This window comes from Bacteroidota bacterium, assembly GCA_016722375.1.
In the GTDB taxonomy this organism is placed as follows: Bacteria; Bacteroidota; Bacteroidia; order Chitinophagales; family LD1; genus Bog-950.
Window position 1 is genome coordinate 202,631 of sequence record JADKJG010000004.1, and the last position, 12,484, is coordinate 215,114.

Here is a 12,484-nt window from a genome sequence, read left to right on the forward strand (position 1 = left end):
GATAGATAAGGAGTGAAAAGCAAAGGTTTAATTATTAAAATCTCACAAAACCCTTGTAGATTGATATTTGCCAAAACAATTGTGTGGTTTTTGGAAAATAGCCTGTTAAATCTATATTTGCACTCCTTTTTTAAACAGAAACAAGAAATGGCCAATCACAAATCAGCAGAAAAACGCGCCCGTCAGACCGTAAAGCGCAGACTTTTTAATCGTTATTATGCTAAGAGCATGCGTAATGCTATCCGAGACATTCGCGCAGAGAAGAAAGATGCGGAAGCAATCAAAACGCTTCCTACCGTGTTTTCTGCTATTGATAAAATGGCAAAAAGAGGATATATCCATCAAAACAAAGCAGCCAACCTGAAATCAGGTTTGATGAAGCGTTTCGCTAAGGCGAAATAATTCTGCCGAAAAGCATAAACAAAAAAGCTCCGAAATTGATTTCGGAGCTTTTTTTATTTCTACCGCTTTCTCTTCACCCACTACGGGAACTCTTCTGTCAACAACTTCTTTTGTATCCCGTAAGGATATCTTTCTTTAATGACCAATGTCTATATCAAGATTAACTGTAAAACTTAAGGGTTTGGATTTTCTCTGCTTGGATAATACATTCCTAAAGGAAAATTGAAAGGAATGCATCAGAAGGATTAAAGAGCCTTATTTGATATCAACTTCCTTTCCTTGGTAAATTATTTTGCTGTTTTGGAACTCATGAACAAAAGCAACGATGCGCATATTCTCCGGTTTCCAGAGTGCGTCTAACGTTTTACTATATACCTTACGAATGACCCTTCCCTTTTCAAGTGTCACGGGCAAGTCATCGCCCTGAATATTGGTGATGAAATCGCGCATCACGTCCCGGTGACTATAAAAAGTATCAATAGTTGAGCCATTTAATTGCGGAGCTATCATTCCACTTTCGGTTACAAGAATGGTGAGTCGGTTGGATTCAGTTATGGTTTGGGTATAATGCAACTCTGCAATGACGGTCAATTCATTCTTAACTGAATCGTATAGCTTATCAAGTGAAATATTGACCGGTGTAGGTAAAGCTAATTGAGAAGAGGTATAGCCCGGCCATTTTGATGCGCCTGTCAGTATATTTGATTCACCGGAATAGACTTTACGATCCACTGAAGCTGCTGGTTCCAAGCCGATTTGTCCCAGATAGTCAAAAATCGTCTGTGCTTTCTGACTTTGAAAGTTTTGTGGACTAAAAGGATAAGGGTTTCCCAAAGAATTAACAGGGTGAAAACTGACGGAAATAACTCTACCCAGATTTGAAGATTTAATTGTTTCAATGATTTGATGTCCCTGTGGGCAATTAGGGCAGCGTACTCCGGTAAATTCTTCCAATACCACGTTTTTATCTTCAGCCGATGGGGACGGAGACTCCAGATAAGTAGTATCCGAAATTGAATTTTCGTTTCCACGGAGATTAATATTGGGACCTATTTCCTTACAAGAAGGGAACAAGATGATTAGAATCAGAGAAAAAATAGAAGCCTTAGAAAATGCTTTCAGCATGATATTGATTTAAAAAGTTGAATTTACTCCAAACTTAACTCCGCTGAAAGCCGGCTCAATACGGCACACACCGCCGGTGCAAACTATTCCTTCTACTTGCTTCACATAGTTCAATGTGAAGCGGTGCGCGCCAATAGTGTAACCTGCAAAAACAGAATAATAATGGTTAGCATAAGGATTGATTTCCGGGTTGGGTTGAAAGTTCCACATATCCGAAACTGAAAATGAGAAATGCGGTGCGATATTAAACTCCACTAAACCATACATCCATTGCCCATAATCCTTCTTCACATTTTGGTATTGCAACTCAACTCGCAGTGAAGATTTTCTGGTGAATTTATAGGTGAACTCAGCAAAGGGGGTGTAGCAGTTGATGTCATGTTTCCCTTCTTTTCGGTAGATGAATTTGTTATACCGAACATATTGGAAGCCAATCTCCGCTTCAATCTTCTTGTTAGGGCGATAAATCGCTGCAAAAAATCCCTCTCCCCAAAATACCTCTTTTGAAGGATTATATTTTTTAAAAACGAAATCTCGGATAAAAGACCCACTGAAAGTCAGATTAAGTTGATTGATAGGAGAATAGGTTACTTCTCCCGAAAAGGCAAGTTCGTGATTTTCAAGAGAAGGAGAGAAATATCGTGCTGGAAGCCTCAAGGAATTTTGTCGTGAAACCGGTGGCAGAAAATTCATCATACCATCAAAAAGCGCCTCTGTAGGGTTGGGATTTGTGTGCAAATAAAAGTTTTCGGTGCGCTTGACTTGCAAGGTAACGCCGATACCTTTGCGGGAATAATTTAAAGAGGTGAAAAAACAATTGCCCGGCGAGTTAATCAAAGAATCGGTGGCGGCATAAATCTGATCTTTCTTAATTGCTTCCGATGTTTTATAAGCCCCTTCAAAATACCAGCTAAAATTACCAAACGTCAGCGTGTTATAAGCTGTAAAAGCGTACGTATTATACTTAGGAACAAACCTTCCAATAGTATCATAACTTTCAATGGTAGCAACCACCAAGTTGATGTTCTCCTGATTCATGCTGCGGTTCACAATGCCTACACCGGGCTGAAAAATGACTTTATCCTTTATGGCAAAATTTCCGTCGGCATTGAACCCTACAATGATGGGTTTTTGAAAAGAAAACTTCAACCGCTGCACACCGGCAAATGCTTTTAGGTTCAATTTACCCTTTACATCATAGTCTAGTTTGGCGCCTACCAAAGCGTTATCTATCCCTAGCGATCTTTCCTCAAAAGTGCGATAGATAATGCCGCTGCCAATCTGGTCATATATATAGCCGCCTGTAATGCTCAGATCTTTGATTTTCTTCTTTATAAAGAAATTACCGACGCCTACTCCGGTATATGGAGTAGTTGGGACCCGGAGAATAGAATTATAGAAGAAGTCAAGGCGGACGCCGGTTTGAAGATCAAATTTATCGTTATTGTAGTTCAGATTAAACCAAGCATCGGTTCCTACTTTCAGGTTATCATAATGAGGCATGTTGGCAGCACCGATTTTTTCATCACGAATAAAAAAGTTAGTGTTTGACTGAAAAGAACCTGAGAAATATCCCCATTGGCTATAGCTTGGCAAACACGTGGCCAGAAAAAAGATAAGTGCGAATATTTTATAAAATTGCATCAGCGATATAATAGGTAACGGCTGTAAAATTATACGAATGAATGATTTTACAAAAAATGTTACAGTTCCGCCTGCAATATTACCTTTGACACAAAGGTTGACTAACCTTGCAACTAAACCAAATCAATGTTTAAACAAATAGCAGTTCTTTTCATACTTATTTTGAGTCTTTCTGTTCAGGCACAGGACACGAAAAAGGGTATAGAGAAGGTGATTGGAGCAAAGACCCTGCCGGAGGTAACGCTCACAGACATCAATGGCAAAAAGGTGAATGTAGCCGACTATGCCCATTCGGGAAAAATCACTGTATTGAGTTTCTGGGCTACTTGGTGCGTTCCCTGTAAAAAGGAACTGAACAATATGAGCGACCTGTATGACGACTGGAAGAAGAAATACAATGTACAGATTATTGCAGTTTCCATTGACGATTCCAGAAATGCCTCCAAAGTTAAACCCTATATTGAAGGGCAACGCCTGCCTTATGAGGTTTTGCTTGATGTGAATCAAGAACTAAAGAGGCAAATGAATATTCAAAGCGTCCCCTTTACAATGGTGGCCGACTCGACCGGAAAAATAGTTTACTCCCATTCCGGCTATGTAGATGGAGATGAATATATTTTAGAAGAAGAACTTCAAAGATTAGCCAAGCATTAGGCAAAGCTAACTACCTGATTATTGACTTTTTAAAAAAAGGATGTTTCCAGCAAATGGAAGACATCCTTTTTTTATTGAGTTAAATATTTTCGTCTTGGTGGTAACATTTTTTTAAATTTTTACGTAGAACATACAAGATGATAAGGAGCTATTCGTTATCTTAGTATCGTCAATGTATTTTCTAACCTAATTAAATCCATGTATTATGAACGTAGTAATTCGTCCCGTACACTTTGATGCCTCTACACAACTCGTAGATTTTGTAAACAAAAAACTTGACAAGTTGGAAACCTATTTCGACCGAATCATCGAAGCAGAGGTCTTTTTGAAGATGGAAAGCAACCAAAGCATTAAGGATAAGATTGTTGAAATTAAACTGCATGTACCGGGCAAAACATTGTTTGTCTCAAAAACTTCAAAAACCTTTGAAGAAAGCACTGATTTAGCCTTGCAAACCATCGCGCAACAACTCAAAAAGCAAAAACAAAAAGTAAAAGCACATTAGATAATTAGAAACGGCGCCGAAAGCGCCGTTTTTTTTACCCCACAGTCCTGACAATTGAAATCACTCAAATATTTTTCCTCCCTGTTGATAATTCAATTAACTGTTTAGATTTGCGCTCCGTTTTTAGAACGGTTGTTCATTCATATATCAGACTTGAAGCCTGAAGTTGGGCTTAGGCAGGTTAAAACAAGCCCCGCGAAGCTCTTTAGTGAGCATCCCGATGTGAATCGGGAAGGTTGGGGATTAAAACAAGCCCGCGTAGCTCAGTTGGTAGAGCAGCTGATTTGTAATCAGCAGGTCGGGGGTTCGACTCCCTCCGCTGGCTCTGAAATAAAAATCTTTCCTCTTTTTTGGAAGAGGAAAGAAGGATTGAAGTAGAAAATAGTTCTTTGATAAGTTCACCCTAAATGGGGAGATAGTCAAGTGGCCAACGACAACAGACTGTAAATCTGTCCTCTTACGAGTTCTCAGGTTCGAATCCTGATCTCCCCACTTGATGAATGCTGAATGTTGAATGATGAGTGCTGAATAAAATTTATCATTCAGAACTCATCAATTCATAATTAACAATGCGGGAGTAGCTCAGTTGGTAGAGCGACAGCCTTCCAAGCTGTAGGTCGCCGGTTCGAACCTGGTCTCCCGCTCAAGAGGAAGAGATGAGTTAAGGATTTTGAATGTTGAATGAAACATTCATTTTTCAAAATTCTAAACTCAAAATGGGCCTGCCGTTGTAGCTCAGTGGTAGAGCACTTCCTTGGTAAGGAAGAGGTCGCGGGTTCGATTCCCTTCAACGGCTCTATAAGTGGAAAGTGTATTAGTAAACAACAATAAACAATTTTAAAAACAACAATTAAAAACAATAACAATGGCTAAAGAAAAATTCATTAAAGACAAGCCGCACGTTAACATCGGAACCATCGGACACGTTGACCATGGAAAAACCACTTTGACTGCTGCTATTACTACAGTATTATCCAAAAAAGGACTGGCAGAAGTAAGAGACTATTCTTCTATTGACAATGCTCCCGAGGAAAAAGAAAGAGGTATCACGATTAACACGGCACACGTGGAATATTCGACGACAAAACGTCACTATGCACACGTAGATTGTCCGGGCCACGCCGATTACATCAAGAACATGGTGACCGGTGCTGCTCAAATGGATGGAGCTATCTTGGTAGTTGCTGCTACCGATGGACCAATGCCTCAAACTCGCGAGCACATCTTGTTGGCTCGTCAGGTAGGGGTGCCTCAAGTTGTTGTTTTCATGAATAAAGTTGACTTGGTGGACGATCCGGAATTCCTTGAATTAGGAGAAATGGAAATCCGTGACCTTTTGACTTTCTACAAATTCGACGGCGCTAACATTCCTATCATCCAAGGTTCTGCCTTAGGTGCTTTGAATGGCGAACCAAAGTGGGTGGCTAAGATTGAAGAGTTGATGGATGCTGTTGATAACTGGATTCCGGTTCCTCCGCGGATGGTGGACCTTCCGTTCTTGATGCCTGTAGAGGATGTATTCTCTATCACAGGTCGTGGAACAGTGGCTACTGGTCGTATCGAAAGAGGTGTAATCAATTCAAACGATCCGGTTGAAATCATCGGATTGGCTAAAGAAGGCGAAAAAGCGCTAACCTCTACTGTTACAGGTGTTGAAATGTTCCGTAAGATTTTGGATAGAGGTGAAGCTGGCGATAACGTTGGTTTGCTGCTTCGTGGAATTGAAAAAGAACAAATCAAGCGTGGAATGGTTGTCTGCAAGGCAGGCTCTGTAACTCCACACACTGAATTCAAATGCGAAGTGTACGTATTGAGCAAAGAAGAAGGTGGACGTCATACTCCATTCTTCAACCAATACCGTCCTCAGTTCTATTTCCGTACTACGGACGTTACCGGTGAAATCACCATGCCTGCAGGTGTAGAAATGGTGATGCCTGGTGACAACGTAACCTTGACTACCAAACTAATCTATCCTATCGCGATGGAAAAGGGTCTTCGTTTCGCTATCCGTGAAGGTGGCAGAACCGTAGGTGCCGGTCAGGTAACTGAAATCATCAAGTAATATTTCATTACAATAATCTTAAAAAGGCACCCTGCAAAGGGTGCCTTTTTTTTGTGCCTGTTATTGCCAAGTTTTTACCATAGCAATTAGTAGACTTCTTCGGAAAATCGTCCATTTGTCTCCCTCTGGAGGGAGTGTAGAGGGAGGAAATTAAACAAACCCGATTTTCCGAAGAAGTCTAGTATGGAAAATCTGAGGCAATCTTCATTTGTGTATTCTTAATTCTCAGAAGGATATAAAACAAGAAAACCAAATACAGTTTCACTCAGTTGCGCGGAGTAACCGAGCACTCGGAGAAAATAGAATATACTATAAACAGATTCGATAATCAGCGTGCGCTGCATCTCTGTGACCTCTGCAAGAAATCTTTTTTCACGGATTAGACAAAGTAGGAGATTTATAAGCTCCTGAAATCACTTCATCCTATATGCAATTTGCTCTGCCCTTCATGCAATTGCACCAAGGGCAGATGCATATATCAATGGTATTGATGCTGATCGCATCGGTATCGAAGTCATATAAAAATGGCATTGATGCTGATTGCATCGGTATCGAAGTCATATAACAATGGTACTGATGCTGATTGCATTGACCTCGATGTCATATAACAATGGCATTGATGCTGATTGCATCGGTATCGGTTATATATTACAATGGCATTGGTTCTCATTGCGGCGATGGCATTGTATTATAACAATGGTATTGATGCTGATTGCGGAAGAGGGTGGTGCAATTGCATAAGCATTGGTTTACCATAAGTAATGGGGGGAATAATATAAGTAGGGGTGGTTTTGACTAAAGGTGAGGTGGTTCAATGAGAATGCATCCGGGCCAGAAATTCGGGCATCTCTTCCATATAAGTGAAAATGGTGCTGTCGCTTCTTTTAACTGTCCTGACTAAGTGCGGGGCTGATTGCGCAAAAAGAGCGTCGGTGGTGAAAAGGATAAAAAGAAGGATGGTAAATTGTTTTTTCATGAGGAGAAAGTAGGGAATTATCACTAAGAACTTTTTGCATTTAGGTTGTTATAAAAATAATTTTTTTCCAAATTTTTGGATATATCAGATCTGTCCGTAAATTTGTCCGTGTCCGTAAAAATGTCCGCAATATGATAAATGTAAAATTCTACCTCGATAAAGCCGATAAAAACAGGCAGTACCCAATTCATTTGTTTATGCGTGAAAAGGAGGTACAAATAAAAGTGGCTATTGGCGAAAAAATCAAGAAAAAGGACTGGAGCATTAAGAACCAATGTGTTAAAGAAACTGAGTATCGGCATAAATCAATAAATAAATTCTTGGGTTTCTTAAAGCAAGAAATTGAAAGACATTTAGAAACCGCGCCTCACAGCCAGTTGACGGATAAAAAATTAAAGGAAAAAATTCAGTCCCTTGTAAATGATAGGAAGGTTAACACAAGTGTAAATATCGTCTCGGAAGATAGCAACTATCTAAAGGGTAAAGAATTGGTCACTTTTATTGATTTGTTTGCCGGGGCGGGAGGGTTTAGTGAAGGATTCTTACAAGCGGAATCAAATCACAAATTGTACGATTTTTTATTCGCCAGCGATATTAATGAAAACTGCGAATTAACCCATTTAGCCCGGTATAATTTTCAATTGGGGTTAGATGCTGAGTTTTTAAGGCAAGATATTACGGAGCCAGATTTTCTTGATAACCTTTTAGCAAAAATAAAAGGCAAATCAGTAGATGTTGTTTGTGGAGGTCCACCTTGCCAGAGCTTTAGTTTGGCTGGCAAGAGAAAAAAATTCGACAAGAAGGATGACTTGTTCGCCCATTACTTAAAAGTCATTCGACAGTTAAGACCCAAGTACTTTGTCATGGAAAATGTCAAGGGAATCCTAACGAAGGAAGAAGGGAAGATTCAAGAAATGATTCTGCAGGAAATTCGGTCAATTGTCGACCTCAAAGAATTTCATCAAATAATTTCCTTTGTTGCTGGTCTAAGAATAGCGGAGAAAAAGCAATCCTTTATTTTGGAATGCTATAGCTTACGGTTGCAATTTGAGACCGCTGGGGAAAAAGAAATTGAAAGTTACAAAGAACGATATATCCAAAATGTCGAAAACAAATTCAGGGTTTTGACACCCCAAATAGTAGATTATAAAACGAGCAAAACTGATGTTCATATCAGCACCATTAGACACGGCTTCAATTTATTGAAGCGAACAAAGGAATTGGCATATATCAGGAAAAAAACTATTCAGGAAAAGGCGTTTTGCGATTTAGATAATGATTCTTTCGTAGGATACTTTGATAATTTCCTCACGTCAATCGAACCGGGAGCATCATAGAGGAAATAAATCAGGCCTTTAAGAGCCTTAATCCCCCCGTACAATACAAGAATGAAATCAACGAAATAATTAACGCGTTAGAAATTTATGTTTCATCTTTTGATGAAAGTATGGAGGGCTTGCAGTTTTTTGCAGCAAAGGCTAAAAAGGAGGGGGAACTGAAAGAAATTTTATCGCATATCCGTCTTTACAATATTGAAAAACCATTTGTTGCCCTTGCCTCTAACTATGGAGTTCCTCAAAACCGTGAACGAGTTTTTTTTATCGGCTGTCGTAAAGACCAGAGTTTAATTAGGGAAATCCCCGTCACGGTAAATGGAATCGAGAAGGTTTCAGTTTTTGAAGCTTTGTACGACTTAGATTTTATAAACAATGACGATGAAAGAAAGTATTACGAAGAAGTAGACCTCAAGGTAAAATATAATGGAACAACGGGGAAGATGTTGTCACTGTTAAAAAAGCGAACTGCTGACGGAAGAGTGGATGAGCGCAAAGGTCTGACTTACGCAGAATGGTCGAAGCAAGGGAGATTAAACGGCAGATTTGCTAATGCTAAAAAACCATTTTATGTAAGAAATTTTGAAGAGTTAGATAGCCAGTTAGCCCACTTTATTGTTCCCTTGCATAACCACAAAACAAGTAAGCAAAATGAAGATGTCGTTAGACGGCTGGAAGTGATTTTGAAAGAAGGGGACTATGATGCTGCCAAGAAAAAATTGAAGCAAATAGGTCTAGATTCGGAAAAGAGAAATTACAATGTCTTAAATCCTAGTGGCCAAAGTCCTACGGTTATGACAATCCCTGATGATTACATTCACTACTCCAGCCCACGGGCTTTAACCGTTCGTGAAATGGCTAGGCTACAATCTTTTGATGATTCTTTTGTTTTTCAGGGGAAACGTTCCACCGGGGGCAATAAACGCAAAACAGAAGTTCCGCAATTCACACTGGTTGGAAATGCGGTGCCGCCTTTGATGGCGAGAGCTGTAGCCACTGAAATTCTGAAAAATATTTCCTAAAGGCCAAAATAAGAAAGGACACCAGTAGGGTTCAAAAATGGAATGGCACTTCTAATATCTGTTCTAATTCCAGTTCTGAAGCCGTTAGTAAAGTTGTTAGTGAAAATCTCTTTTAACGACCTTGCTATACTGGGTGATGTGGGTTTGCCCCAATAATTTCCTCCTGATAGGTTTGTAACTCGTTTTACCGAAACCGATGTTGTTTTGAAATTTGTTTTCTTATTTGAAGGTACTGTAACAAAAGAATAAGTAAATCTATTAGCATTGGATATGGCAAATCCATTTCGCCCTATTGAAATATTTCTTCCTGGAAAACCATTGGCAGAATAGATCATATCCCACAACATCGGTACCTGTGCATTATCATTCCAATTTGTCTTACATTGAATAATGCCAATTTCAAGCTGATTGAAATCTCTTTCAGTTAAATAGTTGATCAAATCAAAATTTATCTTCCCTTTTTTCGTAGGTGGTATTATCTGGCCATTATTCCCACTTACTTGCAACTGAGCTATTTCAGTATTGTATTCGACACTGTTTGGGAATACAATCAGTGTTATATCTGATTCTGTATTGCAGGCAATGTTGCCATAGTTTACGGTGATAGCGTCTTGAATGGGTTTAGGAACCAAGCTCATTTTTTTTATAGCAACAATTCTGCTTCCCACAGTACAAAGATTTATATACCAACAAACTAGCGATTCCCACGCATTTCCTCCACCGGACAAAGAACTTTGACCCCTTCCAGTCCCTCCTGTTGTCTGAAAGATATATGATAAATTATCTCCTAAGTTTAGAATATCATTTTCTTTGTAATTCGGGCCAAGTAGGTTCATTATTTCGGGTTGCCATGCCTGTCTAATATTTTGCAGGTTACTTGTTGCAAATAACTTCTCAACCGCAATTTTTCTAAGCTCTTCGGGTATTGTATTATACATTTTGGAAGAAATTACATTTGGACTGTAAAATGCAAATATTGCATTTTGGACTTCTTGAAGTGCATATTTAGTCGGCAAAATCCCAAAACGGCCAATTAATCTCTTATAGCCCTCTTATAGTTCCATACTTGTTGCGCTAATTTCTGTAGGAATGGATTATGGAGAATATCCAGCTGTAGAGAATTATCTAGTTTAGCCACATGAGAGTAAAGGTTTTTAAAGCGTACCTTACCACAAGAATAATGTTGCGCAGGTCTCGTATCGCCGTGCGCCTAGCCGCAGCACAGGCATTGAGCATTGCCGGGTATGTCATCAACGCAAAACACGGCTGGATAGTGCGGGAGAATCAGGACGGCACCACGACCAAAATATCCCGATACAGAGATAAGCATCAACTTCCGGTTAAGCTTGACTAAGTTCAATTTATGATACTGGATTAAGTTTCCAACTAAATCCAACCACCTTTGAAGTGTTTGCTTGAGTTTGCAAACCCAATTACCTGACAATAAAACAAATTCCCCCATCTCTCCAAACATTTCAAGTAGTTGCAATTGCATAATTGGCATTGCAATTGTCATGGTGGATAAGCCCGAAAAAAATGACAATTAAATGACACAAGGGATGCAATAATCTGAATACGCTTTTCGTTTATACAGTAAGCTACGAAAGAGCCAAATGGTTAAACGCAAAATGAATGATTATGAAACAGAGAAGCAAATAAATTTTCCGGACTAATTCTTCCGATAGGATTCTCCGGAACGGGTTAATGGCTCTCCGACTGTAAACGTGGGAGGATAAAGGCACCTAGTAATCACAGCCTTCGATGGCATTCATTTTTAATCTTTAAATACATGTTTTATGAAAACGGTAAAAAAGCGCTCACTAAAAATGAGACGTGAGCGCAATAAATGTCGCGTAAACAGATTACGCAAACAAGGGGCGATGTTTGGTTTAATGTCTAGCCCTATATTCATCTTGGTATCTATTACTTATGCATTCAGAAAGTTGACCAGTCCGGAAAAAACGCTGGCGCGCGTTCGCTTCCACCTCTTGAAGCTGGCGGGTAATGTCAATTTTCCGACGGTGAATCCTACCTTGGCAGATCTGCAATTGAAGGCAGACCAGTTGCAAGCTTTGATTGATGCCGCAAAAGGCGGAGATCATCTGCTGATTCTTCAACGCGATGTGGTGGAGGCAGAGGTCATCGAAATGATTCGCCTGCTTGGCTATGACATCCAGAAGCAAAGCAATGGCAATCGGGAGATGATTGAGAGCGCGGGTTTTGAAACCCGTAAACCCGGCACTCCAACGGTGGCTCCAGATCAGGCCTTGGTCAAGAAGATCACCGCGCTGCACGGTGCCAAGGTGAAGCTGACCTGGACCAAGTTGACTGGTGCTAAAGTGATGTTGCTGGAGGTGAATACTAACCCTGGTTCGGGTATTTGGTACCAATGCGGTATTTCAGACAACATCTTTATCGTAATCGAGGGATTTCGGGCAGGTGCAGAGTATGTTTTTCTTGAATCGCAAGAGAAGTACTATTTCCGTTTGCGCGGCTGGAACCATGTTGACTTTGGCGATTTCAGCGAGACTGTAGATGCCGTTTGCATCGAGTAGCAGCACTTTTTATTTGTTTCATGCTGCGGGCGCTCCCAATTTCGGGGAGCGCCTTTTTTTTATGTTTGTGCCTCGGAATAGGAAATTGGAGAGGGATGGAGGCAGATGCCCGATATATTTTCCATCTATCATATAAGATTATGAGCAAGAGGGATAGTGAGTTCCAACAAAAGGCTTTAAAATGCTAAAAAATAGTCAATAAATA

Annotated in this window: 11 protein-coding genes, 4 tRNA genes and 1 pseudogene; 11 read left to right on the forward strand and 5 right to left on the reverse strand. The window is 39.9% G+C overall.

Annotation, left to right across the window (positions count from 1 at the left end; all coding sequences use genetic code 11):
* Positions 1 to 147: 147 nt before the first annotated feature.
* Positions 148 to 402: a 30S ribosomal protein S20 gene (locus IPP77_06300; protein ID MBL0309285.1), complete on the forward strand. Its 255-nt coding sequence runs from the start codon at positions 148 to 150 to the stop codon at positions 400 to 402.
* 255 nt (positions 403 to 657) lie between these two features.
* Here the strand turns inward: IPP77_06300 and IPP77_06305 are convergent, their stop codons facing one another.
* Both IPP77_06305 and IPP77_06310 read right to left on the reverse strand, forming a co-directional pair.
* Positions 658 to 1,527, reverse strand: coding sequence for an Omp28-related outer membrane protein (locus IPP77_06305; GenBank protein ID MBL0309286.1), 870 nt, complete (start codon positions 1,525 to 1,527; stop codon positions 658 to 660).
* 9 nt (positions 1,528 to 1,536) lie between these two features.
* Entirely contained in the window at positions 1,537 to 3,171 is a 1,635-nt protein-coding gene (locus IPP77_06310; GenBank protein MBL0309287.1) for a hypothetical protein, read from the reverse strand.
* A gap of 126 nt (positions 3,172 to 3,297) precedes the next feature.
* Here IPP77_06310 and IPP77_06315 point away from each other — a divergent pair, with 126 nt between their 5' ends.
* From IPP77_06315 to tuf, 7 genes are all read left to right on the forward strand, one after another.
* Positions 3,298 to 3,825 (forward strand): TlpA family protein disulfide reductase, encoded by a 528-nt coding sequence (locus tag IPP77_06315; GenBank protein MBL0309288.1) that lies wholly within the window; start codon positions 3,298 to 3,300, stop codon positions 3,823 to 3,825.
* A 205-nt stretch (positions 3,826 to 4,030) separates the two neighbouring features.
* On the forward strand, positions 4,031 to 4,330 hold the full coding sequence (gene raiA, locus IPP77_06320) for a ribosome-associated translation inhibitor RaiA (protein ID MBL0309289.1): 300 nt from the start codon (positions 4,031 to 4,033) through the stop codon (positions 4,328 to 4,330).
* Positions 4,331 to 4,582: 252 nt separating this feature from the next.
* Positions 4,583 to 4,655, forward strand: a tRNA-Thr gene (locus tag IPP77_06325).
* A gap of 84 nt (positions 4,656 to 4,739) precedes the next feature.
* Positions 4,740 to 4,822: transfer RNA gene (locus IPP77_06330), tRNA-Tyr, on the forward strand.
* A gap of 79 nt (positions 4,823 to 4,901) precedes the next feature.
* Positions 4,902 to 4,974: transfer RNA gene (locus IPP77_06335), tRNA-Gly, on the forward strand.
* A gap of 80 nt (positions 4,975 to 5,054) precedes the next feature.
* Positions 5,055 to 5,126, forward strand: a tRNA-Thr gene (locus IPP77_06340).
* Positions 5,127 to 5,195: 69 nt separating this feature from the next.
* Positions 5,196 to 6,392 carry an elongation factor Tu gene (tuf, locus tag IPP77_06345; GenBank protein ID MBL0309290.1) on the forward strand — a complete coding sequence of 399 codons (1,197 nt, stop codon included), beginning with the start codon at positions 5,196 to 5,198 and terminating at the stop codon, positions 6,390 to 6,392.
* Between the two features lie 811 nt (positions 6,393 to 7,203).
* On the opposite strand, the gene IPP77_06350 is transcribed toward tuf, so the two are convergent.
* On the reverse strand, positions 7,204 to 7,368 hold the full coding sequence (locus IPP77_06350; GenBank protein ID MBL0309291.1) for a hypothetical protein: 165 nt from the start codon (positions 7,366 to 7,368) through the stop codon (positions 7,204 to 7,206).
* Between the two features lie 131 nt (positions 7,369 to 7,499).
* Here IPP77_06350 and IPP77_06355 point away from each other — a divergent pair.
* Positions 7,500 to 9,724, forward strand: a pseudogene (locus IPP77_06355) (DNA cytosine methyltransferase).
* Here IPP77_06355 and IPP77_06360 read toward each other — a convergent pair.
* A complete protein-coding gene (locus tag IPP77_06360; protein ID MBL0309292.1) occupies positions 9,721 to 10,071 on the reverse strand; it encodes a hypothetical protein in 351 nt (116 codons plus the stop codon). The pseudogene IPP77_06355 and the gene IPP77_06360 sit on opposite strands and share 4 nt — an antisense overlap.
* A gap of 583 nt (positions 10,072 to 10,654) precedes the next feature.
* Complete coding sequence (locus tag IPP77_06365) at positions 10,655 to 10,729, reverse strand: hypothetical protein (GenBank protein MBL0309293.1); 75 nt, start codon at positions 10,727 to 10,729, stop codon at positions 10,655 to 10,657.
* Between the two features lie 175 nt (positions 10,730 to 10,904).
* Between IPP77_06365 and IPP77_06370 the strand changes: the two genes are divergently transcribed.
* Together IPP77_06370 and IPP77_06375 are read left to right on the forward strand one after the other, a co-directional pair.
* A complete protein-coding gene (locus IPP77_06370) occupies positions 10,905 to 11,078 on the forward strand; it encodes a hypothetical protein (GenBank protein ID MBL0309294.1) in 174 nt (57 codons plus the stop codon).
* Positions 11,079 to 11,520: 442 nt separating this feature from the next.
* On the forward strand, positions 11,521 to 12,279 hold the full coding sequence (locus IPP77_06375) for a hypothetical protein (protein MBL0309295.1): 759 nt from the start codon (positions 11,521 to 11,523) through the stop codon (positions 12,277 to 12,279).
* Positions 12,280 to 12,484 lie beyond the last annotated feature (205 nt).

Excerpts from the sequence above, each read along its gene's own strand:
- IPP77_06300 (MBL0309285.1), top strand. The coding sequence starts at position 148 with ATGGCCAATCACAAATCAGCAGAAAAACGCGCCCGTCAGACCGTAAAG.
- IPP77_06305 (MBL0309286.1), bottom strand. The coding sequence starts at position 1,527 with ATGCTGAAAGCATTTTCTAAGGCTTCTATTTTTTCTCTGATTCTAATC.
- IPP77_06310 (MBL0309287.1), bottom strand. The coding sequence starts at position 3,171 with ATGCAATTTTATAAAATATTCGCACTTATCTTTTTTCTGGCCACGTGT.
- IPP77_06315 (MBL0309288.1), top strand. The coding sequence starts at position 3,298 with ATGTTTAAACAAATAGCAGTTCTTTTCATACTTATTTTGAGTCTTTCT.
- raiA (MBL0309289.1), top strand. The coding sequence starts at position 4,031 with ATGAACGTAGTAATTCGTCCCGTACACTTTGATGCCTCTACACAACTC.
- tuf (MBL0309290.1), top strand. The coding sequence starts at position 5,196 with ATGGCTAAAGAAAAATTCATTAAAGACAAGCCGCACGTTAACATCGGA.
- IPP77_06350 (MBL0309291.1), bottom strand. The coding sequence starts at position 7,368 with ATGAAAAAACAATTTACCATCCTTCTTTTTATCCTTTTCACCACCGAC.
- IPP77_06360 (MBL0309292.1), bottom strand. The coding sequence starts at position 10,071 with ATGTTGTGGGATATGATCTATTCTGCCAATGGTTTTCCAGGAAGAAAT.
- IPP77_06370 (MBL0309294.1), top strand. The coding sequence starts at position 10,905 with ATGTTGCGCAGGTCTCGTATCGCCGTGCGCCTAGCCGCAGCACAGGCA.
- IPP77_06375 (MBL0309295.1), top strand. The coding sequence starts at position 11,521 with ATGAAAACGGTAAAAAAGCGCTCACTAAAAATGAGACGTGAGCGCAAT.